General features: G+C 41.5%; 13 protein-coding genes. 4 read left to right on the forward strand and 9 right to left on the reverse strand.

The annotated features are described in order from the left end of the window. Positions 1 to 7 precede the first annotated feature (7 nt). Positions 8 to 2017 carry a conjugal transfer protein MobC gene (mobC, locus tag BUC07_RS17510; protein ID WP_073172757.1) on the forward strand — a complete coding sequence of 670 codons (2010 nt, stop codon included), beginning with the start codon at positions 8 to 10 and terminating at the stop codon, positions 2015 to 2017. Between the two features lie 165 nt (positions 2018 to 2182). Here mobC and BUC07_RS17515 read toward each other — a convergent pair whose 3' ends face one another. The 7 genes from BUC07_RS17515 to BUC07_RS17545 all read right to left on the reverse strand — a co-directional run bounded on the left by BUC07_RS17515 (position 2183) and on the right by BUC07_RS17545 (position 6743). Continuing rightward, positions 2183 to 2623 (reverse strand): DUF4395 domain-containing protein, encoded by a 441-nt coding sequence (locus tag BUC07_RS17515; protein WP_073172760.1) that lies wholly within the window; start codon positions 2621 to 2623, stop codon positions 2183 to 2185. A gap of 85 nt (positions 2624 to 2708) precedes the next feature. Then, positions 2709 to 3863, reverse strand: a complete 1155-nt coding sequence (locus BUC07_RS17520) for a HEAT repeat domain-containing protein (protein ID WP_073172764.1) — start codon at positions 3861 to 3863, stop codon at positions 2709 to 2711. Positions 3864 to 3873: 10 nt separating this feature from the next. Next, positions 3874 to 4302, reverse strand: a complete 429-nt coding sequence (locus BUC07_RS17525; protein ID WP_245792728.1) for a DsrE family protein — start codon at positions 4300 to 4302, stop codon at positions 3874 to 3876. Positions 4303 to 4405: 103 nt separating this feature from the next. After that, positions 4406 to 5005 carry a peroxiredoxin-like family protein gene (locus tag BUC07_RS17530; RefSeq protein ID WP_073172770.1) on the reverse strand — a complete coding sequence of 200 codons (600 nt, stop codon included), beginning with the start codon at positions 5003 to 5005 and terminating at the stop codon, positions 4406 to 4408. Between the two features lie 10 nt (positions 5006 to 5015). Then, positions 5016 to 5513, reverse strand: coding sequence for an RNA polymerase sigma factor (locus BUC07_RS17535; protein ID WP_073172774.1), 498 nt, complete (start codon positions 5511 to 5513; stop codon positions 5016 to 5018). Between the two features lie 30 nt (positions 5514 to 5543). Next, positions 5544 to 6110, reverse strand: a complete 567-nt coding sequence (locus BUC07_RS17540; protein WP_073172778.1) for a carboxymuconolactone decarboxylase family protein — start codon at positions 6108 to 6110, stop codon at positions 5544 to 5546. 54 nt (positions 6111 to 6164) lie between these two features. Then, positions 6165 to 6743 (reverse strand): TetR/AcrR family transcriptional regulator, encoded by a 579-nt coding sequence (locus BUC07_RS17545; protein WP_073172781.1) that lies wholly within the window; start codon positions 6741 to 6743, stop codon positions 6165 to 6167. Between the two features lie 80 nt (positions 6744 to 6823). Between BUC07_RS17545 and BUC07_RS17550 the strand changes: the two genes are divergently transcribed. Then, the gene (locus BUC07_RS17550; protein WP_073172785.1) at positions 6824 to 10096 is read left to right on the forward strand and encodes a PAS domain S-box protein; all 3273 of its coding nucleotides are present in this window, start codon (positions 6824 to 6826) and stop codon (positions 10094 to 10096) included. Beyond that, on the forward strand, positions 10096 to 14214 hold the full coding sequence (locus BUC07_RS17555) for a PAS domain S-box protein (protein WP_073172789.1): 4119 nt from the start codon (positions 10096 to 10098) through the stop codon (positions 14212 to 14214). The genes BUC07_RS17550 and BUC07_RS17555 overlap by 1 nt, the downstream gene beginning before the upstream one ends. 72 nt (positions 14215 to 14286) lie before the next feature. On the opposite strand, the gene BUC07_RS17560 is transcribed toward BUC07_RS17555, so the two are convergent. Together BUC07_RS17560 and BUC07_RS17565 are read right to left on the reverse strand one after the other, a co-directional pair. After that, positions 14287 to 15420, reverse strand: coding sequence for a hybrid sensor histidine kinase/response regulator (locus BUC07_RS17560; protein WP_083578327.1), 1134 nt, complete (start codon positions 15418 to 15420; stop codon positions 14287 to 14289). Next, the gene (locus tag BUC07_RS17565; RefSeq protein WP_073172792.1) at positions 15417 to 19325 is read right to left on the reverse strand and encodes a PAS domain S-box protein; all 3909 of its coding nucleotides are present in this window, start codon (positions 19323 to 19325) and stop codon (positions 15417 to 15419) included. The genes BUC07_RS17560 and BUC07_RS17565 overlap by 4 nt, the downstream gene beginning before the upstream one ends. A gap of 285 nt (positions 19326 to 19610) precedes the next feature. On the opposite strand from BUC07_RS17565, the gene BUC07_RS20595 reads away from it, so the two are divergent. Continuing rightward, positions 19611 to 24119 (forward strand): PAS domain S-box protein, encoded by a 4509-nt coding sequence (locus BUC07_RS20595; RefSeq protein WP_139279633.1) that lies wholly within the window; start codon positions 19611 to 19613, stop codon positions 24117 to 24119. Positions 24120 to 24280: the final 161 nt, after the last annotated feature.

Below are 24280 nucleotides of genomic sequence, written 5' to 3' on the forward strand. Positions count from 1 at the left end.
AAAAAATATGGCACAGGAAGACGATTTAAGGGCATTGGGCAAAATCATCGATTTTATAAGGGCAGTCGGTATTTTGCTCGTAGTTGCCCATATTTACTGGTTTTGTTATGAAATGGTATCCGGCCAAAACCTGAACATTGAAGTTGTTGACAAAATACTGATGAACTTTCAGCAATCAACAGGGCTATTTTCATCGCCGCTTTACACAAAGTTATTTGCCAACCTTCTGCTGGCGTTATCATGCCTCGGTACAAAAGGAGTTAAAGCCGAAAAAATCACCTGGACAAAAATAAATATCAGTCTGGGTTTTGGTGTGGCACTGTATTACCTGAACTGGTGGATACTGGAATTACCTTTGCAAGTTACAAGTAAATCGGCTTTGTATATCATGTCCACTTCTGCAGGTTTTATCCTGATATTGGTTGCAGGGACATGGATAAGCCGCCTGCTGAAAAATAACCTGATGGATGATGTTTTTAACAGCGAAAACGAATCCTTTATGCAGGAACAACGGCTGATGGAAAACGAATACTCAGTAAACCTGCCAACACACTTTGTTTACAAAGGGAAAAAGCGCCGGGGATGGATTAACGTGGTCAACCCTTTCCGGGCTTCTATTGTGCTGGGCACACCGGGTAGCGGGAAGTCTTATGCCGTGGTCAACAACTACATCAAACAACAGATTGAAAAGGGCTTTGCTATGTATATCTACGATTACAAATTCCCAGACCTAAGTGAAATTGCTTACAACCACTTACTGACTCATTTGGATGGTTATGAAATTAAGCCCAAATACTACGTGATAAATTTTGACGACCCACGTAAAAGCCACCGTTGCAATCCCATTAACCCCACATTCATGACGGACATATCGGATGCCTGGGAAAGTGCTTATACCATCATGTTGAACCTGAACCGTACCTGGATTCAAAAGCAGGGCGACTTTTTTGTGGAATCGCCGATTATCCTTTTGGCAGCCATCATCTGGTTTCTAAAAATTTATAAAGACGGGAAGTACTGCACCTTTCCCCATGCCATTGAGTTCCTGAATAAAAAATATGCAGATACCTTTACAATCCTGACCTCATACCCGGAATTGGAAAACTATTTATCTCCCTTTATGGATGCCTGGGAAGGTGGGGCGCAAGACCAGTTGCAGGGGCAGATTGCCAGCGCCAAAATCCCGCTATCAAGGATGATTTCACCACAGCTCTATTGGGTGATGACGGGCGATGATTTTACCCTTGATATTAATAACCCCAAAGAACCAAAGATACTTTGTGTGGGCAACAACCCTGACCGGCAGAATATTTACAGTGCCGCGCTGGGGCTGTACAACTCCCGGATAGTAAAACTGATAAACAAAAAACATCGGTTAAAAAGTTCCGTGATTATAGATGAATTGCCGACGATTTATTTCAGGGGGCTTGATAACCTGATTGCCACAGCACGGAGTAATAAGGTAGCGGTTTGCCTGGGCTTCCAGGATTACAGCCAGTTGACCCGCGATTATGGCGATAAAGAAAGTAAAGTTATCCAGAACACGGTCGGGAATATTTTTTTGGGCCAGGTAGTAGGTGAAACCGCCCGGGTGCTTTCCGAACGTTTCGGAAAAATCCTGCAAAAACGCCAGAGTATGACCATTAGCCGCCAAGACAAAACCACTTCCATTAATACCCAGTTAGACAGCATTATCCCGGCATCCAAAATCAGCAACCTCACACAAGGGGTGTTTGTCGGTGCAGTGTCAGACAATTTTGACGAGCGAATAGAACAAAAGATTTTTCATGCTGAGATAGTTATAGATAATGAAAGGGTAAAACGGGAAATGGCCAGATATAAACCAATCCCTGCTATTGTTGATTTCACCGACAAACACGGACAGGATATTTTGGAACGGGAGATACATGACAACTACAAACAGGTAAAAAATGAAGTCATCTCAATTGTGGAAAGCGAAATGCAGCGCATTCAAAATGACCCGGGGCTGGCGCATTTAGTAAAAGGGGGCAAATAAATATTTGTTTAGACTTCAGAAACATTTTTTTAACCAAAAGCAGTTTCAGTTTGCTCACCATCTCACCAGAAGTATAAATCGAATTAAAGTTACTGAAACTACAATTAGGAGAAATATAAAAACAGCTTCAAATAACTAGCTTCAAATTCTGTAAATTAAATGTATTCATTGATATAAAAGCCGGTACACAAACGGGTATATTTTGCAGGCAACACAAATTCCAAACGCAGCTTCCAGAAAGGAAAACAGACCGAGTACGAAAGTAAAAGCCAGGGCCGTAAAATGCATTCCGGTTACTGATGCAAACAAAATAACTGCGCTAAAAATTAGTCCGATACGAGCTGCAAAAATTTTTGGTCCGGCGTTAATAAGCAATTCTTCTACCGACATTAATTTTATAATATTTCGCGATGAAAAACCTACCGGGCTGAACCTGGAAAGATTTCCGCTGCGCATTAAAAAGTCAACCATTAGAAAGGCCAGTATATACCAGTGTCCGGTAAAACCGAATAGTAACAGAAGTAATACAGTGAAAGCCCCGTTTACCCGGGCTACCCGTTCGTTAATCCGTTTATCTGAAATGGGGCAAATTGCATACGTTTTCATTTTTGTAATCTTTTTTGTTAATAGTTGTTGTTTATTTTTTTAGTCGGATTCTCGGCTTAAACCTGACAATCTTCAATTGAATTATTTATTGTTTGGTGAGCCTTTTTGGGTGCTCAAAATCAAACTGTTCATTTTTAATCATTTCCAAAGTTTCATCTATGGTGGGACGGTCGCCCCAGAAAGTTCCGGGATAGACAAACCGGACGATTCCCTCCGGATCGATAATAACCGTTGTTGGCCGGTTAATGTATTCGGCATGAACCGCAAAAGCCATTGGATCGGCTCCAAATTGTGCGCCGTAAGCGCCTGCGCGATCGAGCAGGTGGGGCCACCAAATTTTTTTGGTGTAGGCTTCTTTATAAGATGCTTCAGCAAACCAGTATTCCGGTTCCAGCTCTTTGCCCACCATTACCCTCCCGCGATACATATCATGCATTTCGAGGGTAAAAACCTGCACACCTTCATTTTCGAATTCTTCTTTCATTTCAATCAAATCGTGAAACTCTCCGTGGCACACCGGGCACCAGTCGGCAAAAACCCAAATCAGCGCCACCCATTTTTTATTGTTGAATGAAGACAATTGCCATGTTTTTCCATCTGTATCTTCCAGATTGAAAACCGGAGCAACATCGCCGGTTTTTACGGTTTCAAAAGTCGATTCGTCGAGCGCCTGCCAGGCCTTCAGATTTTTTTGGGTGACACCCATTTGGTTTTCAATCTGGTAAATGGCCAGCTCGCACTGGTGGCGCACATCTTTCGAAGGATCTTCTTTGGCTGACTTTTTCAATAAACTTAACGACTGACGGGATTCCATCTGCCCAAGTGCGATAACCGCCTGCGAACGGACCACCGCAATGCTGTCGTTTTTAACTACTTCTTCCAGTTCGGTGATGGCATCGGTTGCCCTTAAAATGCCCAGCGCTTTGGCAGCAACCTGCCGCACGTAAAGCGACGGGTGAAACAACCCTTTTTTAATTTCGGCGGTTTGTTTTTTTCCTTCCCTGACCAAATCACGTACAGCTACGGTGCGAACTTCCCAATCGGTATTGTTTAAATCGGCAATGCCGTCTTTTTTTAATGTTTTGTCAACCGTCATCGAGTTTCCATCGTTCAGCGGATGAAAAGGATGCGCTGCAAGTTCATTGAAAATTTCTGCAATATTTTTCTTATTTTCTTCGGCCTTGCTTTCCACGGGTATAAAAAACTGGATTAGCAAAAGTAAAATTGCTGTTCGTCTCATTTATAAAATTTTAAAATGTCAAGACTTTGGCATCGCTCTTCAGGTAATCGGTTAAAGGTTTGCCCATTCCTTTCACCTCAAAGTCGAGGTTTTTCAGGTCTTCCACCACATCGTAAGCGCCGGCACAGGCAATACAGGCCTGAATTTCAACACCGTCCTTTTGCATGGCTTTCAGTTTTTTCTGGATTTTCAGGTTCTCGGCGGTCAGTTTTGCCGACGGCCCCCAGATAATTAAAGTAACTTCGCTGAACCACCCGGCAGTTTTTGCGGCGTGTGTGTACATCAATGCCACTCGTTCGGCAACATATGGATCATCGCTGGTCCACACTATTACGAGTTTGTCTGTGGTATTCGCAGGTTTTTCCTGTTGTGCCATAACTTTTGTTGTGCCAATGAATAGGATTGCAGTAAAAATGGTTAATAAGATGTTGGTTTTCATAATCATTTATTTTGTCCCGCTGATTTCGCTGATTTCCGCAGAATTTTTGTTTGAAGCGTAAATTATTATCTGCGTGTATCTGCGCGATCTGCGGGAAACTTCTTTATTTTTTCAATTCATTTAAAACGGCAAGCAGCATTCCGGCGCTCAACCGGGTTTTGAAATCCGGGTTGATGTATTCGAACTGAATATTTCCGGAAGTATCAACAATAAATACTGCCGGAACCGGAAGGAATCCTTTGTTTTGTCCATCCGATTTTTCAGACAACATTCCCGAATACTTTTCAGGAGCTTTGAATGCAATTCCAATTGCTTTGGTGAGTTCTCCGCCGGCATCGGAATAGAGGCTGTAGCCCAGGTTTTGCTTTTCATCTGTTTCATTCAGATTCTTAGGAGAATCGGGACTAACTGCAACAATCTGGTAGCCCAGTTTCAATACTTCGCTTTCTGCATCCCTGATTTCGGCCAGGTGCGCATTGCAATAAGGACACCAGCCGCCCCGATAAAACAACAATACAGTGGGTTTTTGCCCCAAAATGTCGTGCAACTGCTGATTACTGCCGTCAGTTGCTTTCAGGGCAACATCTGGAATTTTTTCACCAATCAATAGTGGTGAGATGTCTTCGGCCTTTTCAGGCAACTGGGCTGAAGCTGCAAAAGTTGCAAGCCCGGCAAATAAGAAAATCACTAATAATTTTTTCATTCTAATAATTTTAATCTATTAAAGCTTTTTGTATTTTCTTGCGCGCAAAAAATATTCTGCTTTTTACTGTTCCCATCGGCAATGCAAGCTCATCGGCAATTTCGTTGTATTTATACCCTTTCAAAAACAAATTGAATGGGATACGGTATGCTTTTGATAACGAATTGATGCATCTGTAAATATCATTAACATTTGCATAACTATCTGCCGATGGTGAAGGTCTTGTGTCTGCAAACTCCAAAAATGAGGTTTCTCCGCTAGTTGGATTTATATTTATCCCTTTTGAATCCCTTCTGTAATTATTTATAAAAGTATTCCTCATTATGGTGAAAACCCAACCTTTGAAATTTTTATCATGCCTGTATTTGGCCCGGTAAGAGATCGCTTTCAAAAATGTTTCCTGAATGAGGTCTTTTGCTTTTTCTCTGTTCGTGGTGAGTTTTAAAGCATAATAATATAATTCATCGTGCAATCCATGCAATTGAGTATTGAATTGGATTTGAGTCATGGCGCATTATTTTTAATTCATCATTCTTTTTTATTCCGTTTTTTCAGATGTTGCTTCCCATTTAAAATCTTTAATCTGTTCATCGATTGGAGTATGCGAAATGTGATTCACATAGTTGCTGATGATTTTTTGCCCGATTCCAACAACAAGTTCCAGTGCATTTTTGCGCGAGTAGCCGGCATTTAGAAACTCCTGAAGTTCTTCTTCCGAAGCCCAGCCGCGTTTTTCTACCATTGTATCGGTGAATTTTCTCAGTGCCTGCAACTTGGAATCATTAAGTGGCTTTCCCGTGCGAAGTGCTTCAATCATTTCATCCGATAGTTTAAACATTTTTGCCACCATGGAGTGGATAGTCATGCAATAGTGGCAACTGTTGTTGTAGCTTACAGTTAGCCAGACAATATTTTTCTCAGTCTGACTGAAGGAAGTTTCAGTAAAGAGCTGATTCATTTGTGTGTATGCTTTTAAAACTTCAGGCGATTCGGCCATGATTTTGTACAAATTCGGAATAAATCCGTTTTGTTTTTGTGCTTCCTCCAGAATTTCTTTCGCACCTTCAGGCGCTGTTTCCAGTGTGTGTAATTTAAATTGTGTCATAATTATTACTTTTATTTTTATCCAAGCATTCGCTTAGAAAATAGTTAAAAAAATTTATCTGATTTGTTTCAATGCTACTTCAATAAAGTCTTGTAAAAGGTGCTTCTCCATTGTTTTGCCTGCAACCGAAATCCCCTGCATTACACCGAGGAAAAAGCCGGCCTGTTTTTCAATATCTGTATTTGCAGGAATTTCACCTTTTTTGACGGCATTTTTCAATACCTTCAAAATCATATTGCGGATAAAATTGTAATAGAGATTCAGTTCGCTTGTAACATCAGGATCTTTGTAGCCCAGTTCGCCAGCAGTATTTACCACGAGGCAACCTTTTTTATCTTCCTTGCCTTCCGTTGAAGTGGCTGCACTGAGCAGAAATTTTTCAAGTTCGGCAAAACCTGCTCCTTCCTCTAATAAGGCCTGAAATCTGTTTTTGATGACAAACTCCCGGTATGCTCGCAAGGCGTTAATAAACAGGTTCTTTTTATTTTTAAACGATGCATAAATGGAGAACTGGTTAATGCCCATCTCTTTTTCGAGCAGCCGCACCGAAGTGGCTTCGTAACCATGCACCCAAAAGACATTCATGGCTTTTTCAAGCACCACATCAGCATCGTATGTTTTATTCCTCGGCATAATGAATCTAAATAATGAACAAAGCTAAGCAATTGCTTTGAAATGTCCAAATTATTTTTCTAACTTGCAAAAAAAAATCAATGATTGTCAACTTAATCCAAAACTCTGCATTACTAATTTCGCTTTCGGTATTGTATGGGTTAATCAAATGGTACAAACCTCAAAATGAAATTCTTTATCAGGTATCACAGGGAATCTGGTTTGGCGCTGTGGCCATTGCTGCCATGATGATGCCCTATGCGTATTCACCGGGTGTGATTTACGATGGGCGTTCGGTTGTACTCACGCTGGCCGGTTTGTTTGGAGGCGGATACACAGCTCTTATTTCGGTTTTAATGGCTGGCGCTTACAGGATTTACCTGGGAGGTTCCGGCATCTGGGCCGGACTGGCAACCATTCTTTTTAGCAGTTTAACCGGATTGTTTTTTCGCTGGCTTTTCAAGAGCAAACTGGAAAATATACAATTCATTCGTTTTATTTTAATCGGGGTAGTTGCACATCTCGTTATGCTGGCATCTCAGTTGCTGCTTCCCGGAAATGAAAGGTACGAAGTAATTTCGCTTATTTGGCTGCCTGTATTATTAGTACTTCCCATAACTTTTGCCGTTATCGCCAAACTTTTTCAACTCATTGTGCGGTATGTTAAAAACGAACAAAAAATACGGGAAGCAGAAACGCTTTACCGGACTACCCTGTTAAGCATTGGCGATGCCGTAATATGTACCGATAAAAAAGGGAATATCAGCCAGATGAATGCCGTTGCAGAACAACTTACCGGCTGGGAATTTGCTGCGGCAAAAGAGAAAAAGCTGGACCAGATTTTTAGCATAATTAATGAAGAAACCCGGGAAAAAGTGGAGAGCCCTTTTGTAAAAGTGCTTGAAAGTGGTTTAATCGTTGGACTGGCAAATCACACGCTGTTAATTTCGAAAGATGGGCGGGAAATTCCGATTGCCGACAGTGGCGCACCTATAAAAAATGAAAAGGGTGAAATTACGGGTGTTGTGCTGGTTTTTCGCGATCAAACTGAAGAAAGAGAGTATCAGAAAAGAATTGCCCGGAGCGAGGCGCAATACCGCGAACTAATTGAATCGACCCATGCCATTGCCTGGGAATACGATATCCTCATGGATAAATGGGTGTATGTGGCCCCGCAGGTAACCGAAAAACTGGGATGGTTGCCCGAGGAATGGACCAACCTCAATTTCTGGAAAAACAACCTGCATCCTGACGATCGGGAACCTGCTACCAATTATTGTTTTGCATGTGCTGCCAAAGGCGAGCAACATACGCTGGAATACCGGTTTAAAAAGAAAGACGGCGATTACGTTTGGTTACGCGATGTGGTAGCGGTTGAAATGAAGGAAAACAAGCCTGTGAAAATCCGGGGTGTGATGTTTGATATTACCGAAAGAAAAAATGCTGAAATCGGATTACAGGAAAAAAACAGTTTTATTCAAACGGTACTCGATAATCTTCCCATCGGAATTGCACTTAATAAAATTGATGAAGGAACGGCCTTTTATATGAACCGGCGGTTTGAAGAAATTTATGGGTGGAAAGCATCGGAGATAAAAGATATTCCTTCGTTTTTTGAAAAAGTTTATCCTGACCAGGAATACAGAAGCAAAGTAGTGCAGATGATTATGGAAGGTATTGAATCGGGCGACCCGCAGAAAATGCACTGGGAAGATATTCAAATCAGCCGAAGTGATGGTTCAAAAGGTTTTGTAAATGCGGTAAACATTCCCCTGACTGAACAAAACACCATGGTATCCACAGTAATGGATATTACTTCACGCACCCTGGCCGAGAAAGAATTGAAAGAGAGCGAAGAACGTTTCCGGAAAGCGGTTCTCCTGGCTCCAATTCCGATAATGGTGCACGACGAGGACGGGAATGTTATAAACCTGAGCGAGGGATGGACTCATTTTTCGGGTTATTTCATTGATGAAATTCCGACCCTGAAAGAATGGACCCAAATGGCTTACGGTAAGAAAGCCGAAGAAGTGGAAAATTATGTTGCCGGGATGTTTGATGAAGAAAAAACCATTTTAAGCGGCGAGTTTGAAATAACGGCTAAATCGGGCGAAAAAAGGGTTTGGAACTTCTATACAACACCGCTCGGAAAACTGAGCAGCGGGAAAAGAATAATGCTTAGCATGGCACCCGACATCACTCAGCGCAAAAGGGTACAAAATGAACTGATAACTGCAAAAGAAAAAGCTGAAGAGAGCGAACGGCTGAAAACAGCTTTCCTGGCTAATATGAGCCACGAAATACGTACCCCGCTAAACGGAATCCTCGGTTTTACGAACCTTTTAACCGATGACGGGGAATTGCCGCAAACCAAGAAACAGGAATTTGCAACCATAATTAACAAAAGCGCCGAGGGATTATTGAAAATCATCAACGACATCCTCGATATTTCGAGGCTCGAAACCGGGAAAACCGGTATTGAGCAAAAACCGTTTGATGCATCAAAAACACTCTCTACCATCCATTCGATTTTTCAAAAAAAGATGGCTGACACAGGAAAAAAAGATGTTGAATTAATTGTGAAAAAACCGGAAACACCGCTTGTTTTAAATACCGACGAAAACCGGCTGATGCAAATTTTTTCCAATTTGCTCGACAATGCTTTGCGTTTCACATCTGAAGGTTCGGTTACTTTTGGTATATCGCAAGTAATTGAAGGGAAAGCAGAATTTTTTGTTGCTGATACCGGTACCGGAATTCCCAAAGAAAAACACGGAAAAATATTCGACCGCTTTAGCCAGGCCGATGATAGCTCGACCCGTAGTTATGGCGGAACGGGCCTGGGACTGTCAATCGTGAAAAAGCTACTGGAATTAATGGACACTGAAATTACCGTGGAATCGGAACCCGGAAAAGGCTCCGTTTTTCGTTTTCGGCTACCCGTATTTTCAATGAGAGAAAGTGATGAAAAAGTAAGCAATGAGAACCCGGAAAAGCCAGAAGAAACAATGAATACCAAAATTCTGGTAGTGGAAGACGATTCGGTGAGCCGGCTTTATTTTAACCAGATACTGAAAAATCACACGTCGGAACTGCTGTTTGCCGAAACCGGAAAAGAAGCTTTGCAGCTTTTTGAAACCCAAAAACCCGATGTTATTTTAATGGACATCGGGCTACCAGATATAAACGGACTCGACGTCGTGTGCAAAATCAGGGAAACAAACCAAAAGGTTGTCATTATTGCACAAACTGCCTATGCCATGATCGACGACAGGCAAAAAGCGCTGGAAGCGGGGTGTAACGATTATATTGCCAAACCCATAAAAACCGATGAACTTATGGAAAAAATAGTAAAAATCAGCAAGATAAAATAATGGACGAATTGAAGATTCTTATTGTTGAAGATTTGCCAGCCGATGCAGAAATTGCCAAACGATCGCTGAAGAAAGAAAAAATCAGATTCATTAGTCAGGTTGTCGATACAGCCGAAGATTTTAAAAAAGCGCTGGCGGAATTCAAGCCCAATTTGATTATTTCGGATTATTCCATGCCCGTGTTCGACGGCATGAGCGCGCTAAAAATCGCCCGTTCGCAACCGCATTACATTCCTTTTATTCTGCTAACCGGCTCGGTGAATGAAGAAATCGCCGTAGCCTGTATGAAAGCCGGCGCCGATGATTACGTGCTGAAAGAAAAAGTGAGAAGACTGCCGTTTGCCGTTAACGAAGCGCTGCAAAAAGTAGAAGCCCAAAAAGAAGCTGAAGAAAAATTGCGGCGGCACGAAGAAAAACTTCAAAGTATTTTTCGGGTGGCGCCTACCGGAATCGGCCTTACAAAAAGCAGAATTCTGCTTGAAGTCAATCCGAAAATTTGTGAAATAACCGGCTATCAAACGCAGGAACTTATTGGCAAAAGCGCCCGTATTTTATATCCTTCTCAAAAAGAGTTTGAGTTGGTTGGAAAAGAAAAGTACGCACAGATTGCCAAACAAGGATCGGGAATGGTTGAAACACGCTGGCAAAAAAAGGACGGAACAATCCTCGATATTCTTTTGGCTTCAACGGCAATCGATGCAAGCGACCTTTCCAAAGGAGTGATATTCACTGCCCTCGATTTCACCGAACGGAAAAAGGCAGAAACATCCTTGCGCGATAAGGAGGCTTTACTTGCTGCTATTTATCGCAACGCACCCCTGGTAATGCTGGTGTTGGATTCCGAAAGGCGCATTCAGCAGGTGAATGGTTTTGCGACGCAATTTGTCGGACGAAGCGTGGAAGAGATGCTCGGGTTGCGGGGCGGAGATGCTTTACGATGTATGCATGCCTTGGACGATCCTCAAGGGTGCGGATTCGGAGAATTCTGTCAGAATTGCGTCATTCGCAATACTGTGCTCAACACACTGGAAACAGGAGAAACGCACTTGCAGGTTGAAGCGCCATTCTATTTTCAAAAGAATGAAAATGAAATTCAGAAAATGACATTTCTGGCATCCACTACAGCTATCACAGTCAAAGATAAACAAATGGTGCTGGTTACGTTACAGGATATCACTGATCGCAAACTGGCCGAAGATGCGCTGCGTGAAAGCGAAACCAAATACCGGCTGCTGGCAGAAACTGCTTTCGATCTAATAAATTTCACATCCGTTCAAGAAATTTATGAATACACCTCCCGAAAACTTTTTGAGCTGATGGAAAATGAAGGTATCGTTGCTCTGGTGGAGTATGGTACCGATTCCAATCGCTGGAAAATGAAACATATAGAAGGAATTCATGATAAGTTAGACGCGTTGGTAAAGATTACAGGATTTAATGTCAAAAAACTGGAAGGCGAAATCAGTACAAAATATTATAATAAATTAATCAGCGGAAAACTGGTGGAAGTTGAGTGGGATTTTCCGGAATTCTTCAACAATAAGGTTTCCGGTAAAATTGGAAAAGCAGTCAGGAAATTGTTATCAATCGATAAAATTTATTGCATCCTGATTCAGGAGAGCGAGAAGGTTTTTGGCAACATCACCCTGGTAACAAAAAAGAATGCCAAACCGCTGAATGTTGAACTCATCGAAGCGTTTGTGCTCCAGGTTGTAAATTTTATTAAAAAGCTGAAAGCCGAAGAAGCGCTCTTAGAAAGCGAAGCCAAATACCGGCTGCTGGCCGAAAACTCGGGCGATGTGATTTTTACATTCGATTTCGATTTGAATTACACCTATATCAGTCCGGCCATTTATGCCCTGCGCGGTTACCGGCCGGAAGAGGTAATAAACCGGAATCTTTTGGAAACGTTAACTCCTGCATCCGGCAAAAAAGTAAAACAGCTTTTTGAAAAATACATTCCCCTCATCAAAAGTGGAAATGCTTCTGCCAAACCGTTAATAGTAGAACTGGAAGTTTTGAAAAAAGACGGCACTGCAATCTGGGTCGAGGTAAAACTTTCTGTATTAACCGATTCCGAAGGCAAACCCAAAGGCATACTTGGCGTTTCGCGCGATATTTCAGAACGAAAAGCTGCACAAAGCGAACTTCGAAAACTTTCGGGTGCGATAACCCAAAGTCCCGATTCCATTGTTATTACAGATAAGGATGGGAATATTGAGTATGTAAACCCAAAATTTACACAAATAACCGGTTATAAAAAGGAAGATGTGCTGGGTGAAAATCCCCGGATTTTAAATTCAGGAGAACATCCAAAATCCTATTATAAAGAGCTTTGGGATACGATTCTTTCAGGCAACGACTGGCACGGCGAATTCCTGAACAAAAAGAAAAATGGCGAGCTGTATTGGGAAAGCGCCAGCATTTCGTCATTGATGAACAACGAAGGTGAAATTACCCATTTTGTGGGGGTAAAAGAAGACATAACCGAACGGAAAAAAATGGAGCAGGTACAGAAAATTCTGTTTACTATTTCGGTAGCGGTTGTAACCTCACGAAACCTCGATGATTTTTTCAATTTAATTTATTCGGAATTAACCAAAGTAATTAACACAAAAAATTTATTTATTGCCTTATACAATGAGTTGGAAGAATCGTTCTCAACCTTGTTTATGATCGATTCGGTGGACGAAAATGTGGATGGTTTTCCTGCAAAAAATACCTTGTCGGGGTATGTTCTCAGAAAAAGAGAACCACAGATTATCGACCAAACTCTGCATGATGAGTTAATTGAAAGCAGTGAGGTTGAATTGGTGGGTCCGCCGTCGGAAGTTTGGATTGGAGTCCCGGTTTTTGATAATGAAAAGGCCATTGGAATAATGGTAATCCAAAATTACGAAGGAGAAAAAACTCTTTCTCGTGAAGACCTGAAGATAATGGAAGCTATAGCCCCGTCCATTGGTTTAGCCATTGAACGAAAAAGGTTTGTGGAAGATTTGAAAACGGAGAAGCAAAGAGCCCAGGCCGCCGACCGCCTCAAATCAGCTTTTCTGAATAATATTTCGCACGAAGTACGTACGCCGCTGAATGGGATTCTGGGTTTTAGTGAAATGCTTGCACAACCCGGAATAAACGAAAATGATAAAGCGTCTTTCCTGAAAATTTTAAGAATAAGCAGCAGGCGATTAACCAATACCATCACCGATTTCATGGACATCTCTCTGATTGTGTCGAAGAATGTGGTGGTAAACAAAACCCTTTTCAGCCTTCATGAAGTTCTGCAAACGCTGTATGAACAATACAATGCCGAGGCAACTGAAAAAGGATTGGAACTTCGGTTGGAAACTGGCAATTCGAAAATTTCAAAAATTGAAACCGATCCGGAATTGCTGAAAAAGATACTGTCGCATTTGTTGGATAATGCCATCAAGTTTACAAAAGATGGAGAGATTCATTTCGGTTATCAATTGAAAAACAAGCAGGTTGAATTTTATATTCAGGATAATGGAACCGGCATTGAACAGGAAAAAATGGATGCGATTTTCGATTTTTTCACACAGGGCGATATTGGATTGACACGAGGTTACGAAGGTAGCGGACTTGGCCTTTCCATTTCAAAAGGATTGGTGGAATTGCTTGGCGGAGAAATTTCGCTGCAGTCGGAAAAAGGAAAAGGAACTACAGTAAGCTTTACCCTGCCGTGGGCGCCGGAGGAAACGGAAGAGGAAACTCCCGGAAATTCGAAACAACCTGCCGCCGGCACCTTAGTACTGATTGCCGAAGATGATTCTATGAATCGATTGTATCTGGAAACTGTATTGAAAAGTAAGGGGATTCATTATATTTCTGTTGAAAACGGGCAGCAGGCAGTTGAAAAGTGCCGTGAAAATCCGGAAATTGGTCTTGTATTAATGGATTTAAAAATGCCGGTGATGGACGGCTATGAAGCCACCCGTAAAATCAAATCATTTAAACCGGAACTGCCGGTTATTGCAATTACGGCCCAAGCTATGCAGGGCGATAAGGAAAAAGCGCTGGAAGCAGGGTGCGACGATTATATTGCAAAACCGTATCATAAAGAAAACTTACTTGTAAAGGTTAATCAGAATCTTTCGTAAAAATAGCGGGTGGGTTTAGGGCAAGTTACAAAACAAGGGGTTGTAACCCCTTGTTTAAAAACGGATGGCGTATCAATTTTTGGGGAGTGTAAAACTGATGCAGGTTCCTTCATTTACCTTGCTTTTTATCCGGATTTCACCCTTTTGCAATTCAATAAATTCTTTGCAAAGAATGAGGCCCAGGCCTGTGCCTTTTTCATTTTTTGTGCCGGGGGTCGATACATTTTTATCAATGCTGAAAACTTCGTTGATTGTTTTGCTGTCCATCCCAATTCCGGTATCAGTTACAGAAAAAGTCACTTTCCCATCTGCTTCCGTTTCGGATGCCACCGTAATTTTTCCACCCTCCCGGGTAAATTTGAGTGCATTTGATATCAAGTTTCTTAAAATTGTATTGAACATCATCCGGTCGGCGAAAACCGCGTGGTTTTCATTCACCTCATTAATCAGGGTTATTTGTTTCTGGTTTGCAGTGGCTTCGAGATAACCCAATACCTCATTAACAACTTCCTGCGGATTAATTTTTTCGGAATTAACTTCCCGGGCATTTCGCTGAAGCCGTGACCATTCGAGCAGGTTTTCGACCAATGCATATACATTTTCTGCGTTTTTCAGCAAAGCCGGAAGCAATTTCTTTGTTTCTTCTTTAGTTAGTTCAGTGCCTTCATCATTCATAAGTTCCAGCATTCCCAAAAGTCCGCTAAACGGACTTTTCAGATCGTGTGCAATAATGGAGAAAAATTTATCCTTTTCGTTCATCAACTTTTTCAGCGCCCGATTTTTTTCCTGCAAATCCTTTTTTTGCGCTTTTATCTGGCTTTTTGCATGGGCCAAACTAAGGTGATTGTTTATCCTTACTTTTACTTCAGTTGCATTGAAAGGTTTGGTGATGTAATCAACCGCGCCATAATTGAATCCTTTAACAAGATCGCTGATTTCTGTTTTTGCGGTTAAAAATATCACCGGTATTTCTTTCGTGCCCTCGTTTGCTTTTAATTTTTCACATACTTCAAACCCATTCATTCCGGGCATCATAATATCAAGTAAAATGAGTTGGGGTGTAACTTTATTTAAAATTTTTAAAGCATTCTCCCCGCTATTGGCAACACTTATGGAGTATTTATCGCCCAGCACACTCGAAATTACTTTCAGGTTATTGGGCTGGTCGTCAACAATAAGAATTAAGTCTTTGTTTTTCATAATCATTCCCCTATCTTTTTCAGTTCAGCCAACCTTTTTATAATTTTATCAAAATCAAAATCTGCAATGTTTTCTTTCAATTCTCCCGCTTTTTCCAAAAGGAAAGGCAATTTTCTTTTTTCAGCAAATTCAGAAATCTTTTGTGTAAAATCTTCTAACTCTTCTATTATCATCCCGCCTTCTAATTCATCAATTCTGTCGAAGTATAAATCGCGATACTCTTTTTTTGTTTTGGCATCGATTTCAACCGGTGCATTTTTGTTGTTGTCCGAATCCGAAGCAACATTTTCAACAGATTCTTCTTTATAAGGCAAATGCCGGATTAATTCGTTTACCAGCGATTTTTTTTGTATCGGCTTACGTAAGTAGCCATCAAATAGTTGGTTGATTTTTTCTGTTTCGGTTTTCATTGTGGAGGCGGTAAGTGCAATAACGGGAATGGATTTTTGCGTTTTGTCTTTTTTAATTATTTGGGTTGCTTCGTAACCGTTCATTCCCGGCATTCTGATGTCCATCAGTATTAAATCGGGTGAATATTCCCCGACCGCTTCCAACGCTTTTTTGCCATCTTCGGCTTCATAAAAAGTAAAGTTGTAACCCTCGAGTAAAGACGGAACGAGATCGCGGTTGTAGGGCACATCGTCCACCACCATTATTTTTGCAGGTTCAAATTCAATATTATTTACATCCCAAGAGTAAATATCCTGTTGCTCAATAAATTCATCGGAATATTTTACATCGGAAAAAGCGATGGTAAATTTACTACCTTCGCCCGGCTTGCTTTCCAGGCCAATTTTGCCGTTCATCAATTCACACAGTTTTTTGCTGATGGCAAGACCAAGGCCTGTGCCTTCGTAATTCCTCGATTCCTGGCCCGACTGCTGACTAAAAGAATCAAAAATACGCTTCTGATCCTCTTCTGCTATTCCAATTCCTGAGTCTGAAATGGCAATCTCAAAATCGATAAAACAATCTTTTTTGGTTACTATTTTAATTTCTGTTTTTACAAATCCGGCGGAAGTAAATTTTACCGCATTGCCAATAATATTCAACAAAATCTGACGCAGGCGCACCTCGTCAAAAGTGATATTTAATGGAAAATCTTCGTCCACAGAAGTTATCAATTCCAGGTTCTTTTCCTGAATCTTTTGCGTAAAAATCTGTTCCATCTCATATAACACAACGCGCATATCCATCGGTTCGGGCGATACTTCCATTCTTCCGGCTTCAATTTTCGATAAATCCAGAATATCGTTAATTAACGAAAGAAGCGTTTTTCCGCTGTTTAAAATCGTTTTTAAATAGCCCCTGTTTTTTTCATCGTGCGTAGTATTCAGCATCACTTCGCTAAACCCGAGGATCGAATTCATGGGGGTGCGAATTTCGTGGCTCATATTTGCCAGAAATTCCGATTTGGCTTTGTTGGCCGCTTCTGCATCTAAACGTGCAATATCCAGTTCTTTTTCCGCTTCCTTTTGTTTGCTGATGTCCACAAAACTCTCGAGCAGGTATTCTTCGCCATCAATATTTGTGATAACGGCATTTTTAATAACCGGAATAATTTTCCCTGAAATATGTTTAACAGACCGTTCGGCATTATCCAAACTTTTACCTTTATCAAAAACAACACAACCGCCTGTTTCATTCGGGCAAATATGTTTATTGCATTTGTAGCCAACAATATCCTCTTTTTTTATGCCCAGCATTTTTTCAACGGCAGGATTTATGTCTTCCACCACCCTGTCTTTTTTTCGTACAAGTATAATTCCTGCCTGTACCGAATTCATGATAACTTTAACCCGCGAAAAAGCATCTTGTAATTTATGCTCTGCTTCTTTCCGCCCGGTAATATCAGTATGAGAACCAGCCATCCGGTAGGGTTTCCCGTTTTTGTCGCGCAAGGCTTCCCCCCGTGCATTGATCCAGCGGATGCTGCCATTTTTATGACGCATCCGGAATTCAATATCGTAATCTGCCAGTTCGCCCTGAAGGTAAGAACCGACATAATTTTTTACTTTGGAGCGATCTTCCGGGAGAATAAGATTTTCAAACGTGCTGAATTCATTTGAAAGCTCATCTTCTTTATAGCCAAGTTGATCCTTCCACTTTGCCGATAAAAACAGCTCGTTGGTTTTCAGGTTCCAATCCCATATTCCATCGTTGGAGCCATTCACAGCCAGTTCAAATTGTTCTTTTTGCAGTTTTAGCTCTTCCTCCCACTGTTTTGTTTCGGTTACATCTCTGATAAAGCCGTGCCAAAGCACCGATCCATCAGGCAATTTTTCGGGTTTGGAAAATCCTCTGAGCCACCTGGCGTCTTTTTGTGGCAAAACCACCCTGTAGTTTGCTTCCCAAATTGTCAGCTTCTCAAACGATTCTTTTATGGAGCGGATAACTTCCGGAAGGTCATCTTTGTGGATTACCTTAAAAACCTTACTTGCATCGTCTTTCACCTCCTCAGGTTTTACACCAAAAATAGTTTCAATGCTTTTACTGGCATACGGCATGCTTGAATGTCCGCTGGGGTAATACCGGAACTGATAAACCAACCCTGGAATGTTTTCGGTTAGTTTTTCAACAAGTTGTTTCCTTTCTAACAACGCTTTCTCTGTCTCCTTTCGCTCTGTAATATCCCGGATGCTTGCAAGCGCCCAAAAGCTTTCATTCATTTTCATTGAGGACAGTGCAATTTCTATCGGAAATTCTTCGCCGTTTGCCCGTAATGCGCTAAGTTCAACTACTTTTCCTATTGCATTGCCTTGGCCGGTTTCTAAAAATTCTTTCCAGCCTATCTGTTGTTGCTTCAGGTATTTGCGCGGCATTATCAAATCGTGTACCTTTTTGTCTTTTATTTCTTCCTGTGTGTAACCAAACATTTTTTCAGCCGCAGGGTTCCAGAACTCAACTTCATCGTTACTGTTTATCATTATCACCGCATCAAGCGCCGAATTTCCTATTTTCCTGAATTTGTTTTCGCTCTCCATTAACCGGCGTTCGGTTTCTTTACGGTCTGTAATATCTGTTGAAATTCCGAAAGTTCCTGTAATCTGGCCGTCTTTATCTTTTAGGGGCATTTTGGTGGATGAAACCCAGGTTACCGTTCCGTCGGGCCAGGTTTCTTTTTCTTCTTTACCCACAACAGGGTTGCCCGACTGAATTATTTTTTGTTCATCTTCATACGCAGGCTGAGCATGACTCGCTGTAAAAAAATCAAAATCTGTTTTGCCAATTGCGTCTTCAGGTTTTTTCAACCCGAATAATTTCGACATGCTCTTGTTGATACGAATAAATTCGCTTTTCCGGTTTTTAAAATAAATATGCTCGGGCAAATTGTTCATGAGGGTATTCAAAAGAAATTGCTCATGTCGCAAGGCTTCTTCGGCAGCGCTTCGTTTCTTTTCCAGCTCCAGCGAATGCAGGGCAAAACTTAAATCATCGGCTACTTCCAGAAACAACTCCTGCTCCTCCTTTTCACTTACAAATTTTTTGGGCGCTGAAGCGGAAAAAATTCCAAACACATGGTTTTCATAAATCAGGGGAGTGGAAAAGGAGCCTCTGTCGGTGTATTTTTGCGAAAGCGGGCAATCAAGGCAGTCCTTTTCGGGTCGGGCGGTAACTACCACTTTTTTTTGGTGGAACGATTTAGAGCAACACCCGCACAATTCTCCTTTTTTAAGTTTTTCTGTGAGATTTTTAAACTCGTTGCCAACGCCTGCCTCGGCAAAAGTGTGAAACTTTCCGTTTTCAGCAGACAGTGCAGCCCATGCAGTTAAATAACCCCGTTTCTCAACTAAAATGGCGCAGACTTTTTTGATTAAAGCGCCTTCCTTTTTTTCTTTTACAACCAACTGGCTTATCGCCCGTTTAGCGCTAATCAGATTTTTCAGGTGCGTAACTTGATTTTCCGGCATAGGTAAATTTGTATGATGAACTCAAGTGTTGAAATGTCATCATTTTTTTTGAAACCAACAAATCTGTTTTGCTCATATTGAACTTGATTTTTAATGCTTAAAATGTTTTTTTGAATAAAATTGGGGTTTATGATTTTATTTCAGTTTTCAGTTTTTTTAAAAGCCTGGCCATTTTACATCTTGAATATTATTCTTTTTTATTGTTTCTTGTTTTTCAATGATTTTCTTAATTTTAAAGAACCTTAGCAGGTGATTTCAACCTGGCCTGGTAAAAACTGTTTCGATATGGAAAATCACTCCGCCATAACCGATTTAATCGATTTTGAAAAAGTAAACACCTTACTTGAAGGGTTCAACAAAACCACCGGGTTCGTTACGGCTATTTTAGACCTGGAAGGAAATGTCTTGTCGAAATCGGGTTGGCGGCAGATTTGCACCCAATTTCACCGGGTACATCCCGAAACTTCCCAAAGATGCACTATTAGCGATACGGAATTGGCCAATAAAATGGGTACGGGCGAAAAATATCATTTCTATAAATGTTTAAATGGCCTGGTTGATGTGGCGGTACCCATTGTAATTAAAGGCGAACACATTGCCAATTTGTTTTCGGGTCAGTTCTTTTTTGAAGAACCCGATGTAACTTTTTTTAAAAAACAGGCAGAGAAGTATGGGTTTGATGAAAAGCATTACCTGAAAGTATTGGCAGAAACACCCGTTGTTTCAAAAGAGAAAATTCTGGCAGCAATGGATTTTTTGCTCGATATGACCCAACTGATTAGTGATATGACTTATCAGAAAATGGAGCAGATGGAGTTGAATGAAGCCATCCGAAAAAGCGAAGAACGTTTTAGGGTTATTTTTGAAAACAGCCTCGCCGTGATGCTGCTCATCGAACCTGAAACGCACCGGATTGTGGCCGCCAACAAAGCTGCCGAAAAATTTTATGGCTGGAAACGCAGCGAGATCGAAACGATGCGTATTGATGAAATCAACACCCTTACTCCCGCTGAAATAAAAACTGAAATGGAAAAAGCCCGCAAAAGCGAGCGTATCTATTTCCAATTTAAACACCGGCTGGCCAATGACGAAGTGCGCGATGTGGAAATTTACAGCAGCAAAGTAGAAATTGACGGGAAGGATTACCTGCACTCCATTATTCATGATATTTCGGAACAGAAACAGGCAGAAAAAGAGCTTCGTCAAAGCGAAGAACGGTTTAAAGCCTTGCACAATGCTTCGTTTGGTGGCATAATTATTCATGACAAAGGCATTCTGGTTGATTTTAATCAAGGCTTATCTGAACTTACCGGATATACCCAGCAAGAATTAACAGGAATGAATGTTTTGGATTTAATTGCAAAAAGCAGTTGCGAATTTGTAAACGAAAAAATGATGACGGGTTACGAAAAACCCAACGAAGCGGTATGTTTGCATAAATCCGGCAAAGAGTTCCCTGTACGAATTGAAGCCCGAAATGTTCCCTATAAAGGAAAAACAGTCAGGGTGGCTGAGTTTAGAGATGTTTCGGAACAGAAAAAAGCGGTTGAAGAGCAAACTAAAAGTTTAAACCTTTTAAATAACCTCGCAAAACAGGTACCTGGAGTTGTATATCAATACCGTCTTTACTCCGACGGCAGTTCTGCTTTTCCTTATGCCAGCCCGGGAATGTGGGATATTTACGAAGTAACACCCGAAGAAGTCAGGGAAGATGCATCACCGGTTTTTACCCGCATTCACCCCGACGATTACGATTACATCGTTGAAACAATTACCGAATCAGCCCAACATCAAACAAATTACGAAAGTGAATTCCGGGTAATTCTTCCAAAACAAGGGTTGCGGTGGCGTTACTGCAACGCCAAACCCGAACTGCTGGACGACGGAAGCACCCTTTGGCACGGAATAATTACCGACATAAGCGAACGAAAGCAAGCCGAAGAAGCCCTTCGCAAAAGCGAAGAACGTTTTAAGGTTGCACAGGATTTTTCTCCTGACGGGTTCACCATTCTAAATCCGTTGCGAAACGAGAAAAATGAAATTGTTGACTTTACCTGGGTTTACGAAAATCAGACCATCGCACGTATTAACGGTACTAATCCCGAAGAGGTGAAGGGCAAACGACTGCTCGGCCTTTTTCCAGCTCATAAAGGTACATCTGTATTTGAGGCTTATATCGAAGTGGCAAATTCAGAAAATCCAAAAATACTGGAAGAAGTATATGTGGGAGAGGTTGTTTCGGTACCGACATGGCTCCGGCTTGTTGTTGTGCCCATGGAAGAAGATATCGCCATACTGGCGCAGGACATAACGGAACGCAAAAAAAACGAAGAAAAAATTAAACAAAATGAAGCCCGGCTGCAAAGCCTGGTGAATGTTTTTCAGCATCAAACCGAAGGCATACAGGAATTCCTCGATTATGCACTAAACGAAGCCATTAAACTAACGGGAAGCAAAATTGGCTACCTCTATTTTTACAGCGAAGAAAAGAAAGAATTCACACTGAATACCTGGTCCGACGGAGTAATGGATATTTGTTCGGTAACTGAGCAACAAACCGTTTATCAATTGGAAAAAACAGGCATTTGGGGTGAAGCAGTGCGCCAGCGGAAGGAAATAGTTGTAAACGATTTTCAGGCGCCGAATCCGCTCAGGAAAGGCCTACCTGAAGGTCATGCCCCGCTTTTCAGGTACATGACCATTCCGGTTTTTAGCGATAATAAGATTGTAGCCGTCCTCGGTTTGGCCAATAAAGAAAACGATTACGAAAAAGTTGATGTACTGCAGGTGCAACTGCTCATGGATACGCTTTGGAAAGAGGTGGAAAGAAAAAGAGGAGAAAAATTGTTGAAAGAAAGCGAAGAACGTAAACGCAGTTATTTCGAGCAGGCTCCTTATGGAATTTTCTTAGCCAGCAATGAAGGGAAATACGTGGAAGTAAACCCCGCTGCATGCGAACTCACCGGATATGCGGAAAAGGAATTGCTTCAAAAGCGTATTCCTGATATTTTGTTTGCTGAAGATGTTGAAAAAGGATTAAAGCATTTTGAAGAAATTCAGAAATCAGGAAATGCTTACGGAGAATTCCGTTATTATACAAAAGCCGGCATTGTACGCTGGTGGTCGGTTGCGGCAACCAAACTATCCAATAATTTACTGCTTGGATTTTGTGAGGACATCACCGAGCGCAAACAGGCCGAACAAGCGCTTTCTCATTCCCATGGTTTGATGAAATATATTATTGAGCACAATCAATCCGCAGTGGCTGTTCACGATAAAGATTTGAATTATATATTTGTCAGTCAACGCTATTTGAAAGATTACAGGGTGAAGGAAAAGGATGTAATTGGCAAACATCACTATGAAGTATTTCCCGATATTCCTGAAAAATGGCGGAAAGTGCATCAAAAAGCCCTGAAAGGAATTGTTTCGCGAGCCGATGAAGATAAGTTTTACAGGGAAGACGGCACGCTCGACTGGACCCGCTGGGAGTGCCGTCCCTGGTACGAGGCAGACGGCTCCATTGGCGGAATAATTGTTTACACCGAGGTGATTAACGAGCAAAAACGAAAAGAGGAAGAAATCAGAAAATTAAACCAGCGGCTGGAAATCCTTATTGAGTCTATACAACAATTGTCGGCGGTACAATCACTCGATAATGTTCAGGAAATTGTGGCTAAATCGGCCCGGAAACTCATTGGCGCCGATGGGGCTACGCTGGTTTTCAGGGAAAACAACCACTGTTTTTATGTGAACGAAGATGCCATTCAACCCCTTTGGAAAGGGAAAAAGTTTCCGATGACTTCCTGTATCAGCGGCTGGGTAATGGAGAACAAAAAGCCAGTAGTTATTGAAGATGTGTTTAGCGATGAGCGCATTCCGAAAGACGTTTACAGTCCCACTTTTGTAAAAAGCCTTGCCATGGTTCCGGTAATAATCAATGAACCCATTGGTGCTATTGGCAACTACTGGAAAGAAACCTACACGCCCACCGAAACCGAAATGCAGTTACTGAAAACTTTGGCCGATTCCGCTGCCCGTTCCATCGAAAACATTAATCTTTATGCCGAACTGGAAGAACGGGTAAAAAAACGCACGGAGCAGTTGCAGGCAGTAAACAAAGAGCTGGAAACATTTACCTACTCGGTTTCGCACGATTTGAAAGCTCCGTTGCGGGGAATTGACGGGTACAGCAAATTGCTGCTTGATGAATATGGTGGTAGTCTAAATGAAGAAGCGGCCCATTTTATCAAAACCATTCGCAGTTCCACCCTGCAAATGAACCAACTCATTGACGATTTGCTCAGTTATTCGCGGTTAGAGCGCAGCCAGATTAAACAGGAAGAAATTGATATTAAGCCTTTTGTTGAATACTTACTGGCAGGTTATACCGGCGAGTTTCAAAAAACCGGGGCGACAATAAAAACCGAGCTACCCGAAAAGCAGGTCATCGCCGACTCTACCGGACTTTCCATTGCCTTGCGTAATTTTATCGAGAATGCGTTAAAATTCTCGACAGTGAAAACAAAACCGGTTATCGAAATCGGGTTTGAAGAAAAATCCGGTTCCTGGATTCTGTTTGTGAAAGACAACGGAGTTGGTTTTGATATGAAATATCACGATCGCATTTTTGATATCTTCCAGCGTTTGCACCGGACCGAAGATTTTCAGGGCACCGGAATCGGTCTGGCTATGGTAACCAAAGCGCTGCAGCGAATGGGCGGAAAAACATGGGCCGAAAGCGCACCCGGAAAGGGATCAACTTTTTTTATTGAAATTCCAAAAAATACTTAAAATAAGGTTTGCTGAAAAACAATATTAACAATTGATTGTCAATAAATTACATACAAAAAAGTCACGCAATTTAGCTTCAAAGTGCAAACAAAATATTAACTTCAAGGGAAAAAGTTTGCACATCATGGTTAAATATCAATCTGTCCGGCAGTTAAAAATCG

Origin of the sequence: Tangfeifania diversioriginum (genome assembly GCF_900141875.1) — a bacterium.
GTDB lineage: Bacteria > Bacteroidota > Bacteroidia > Bacteroidales > Prolixibacteraceae > Tangfeifania > Tangfeifania diversioriginum.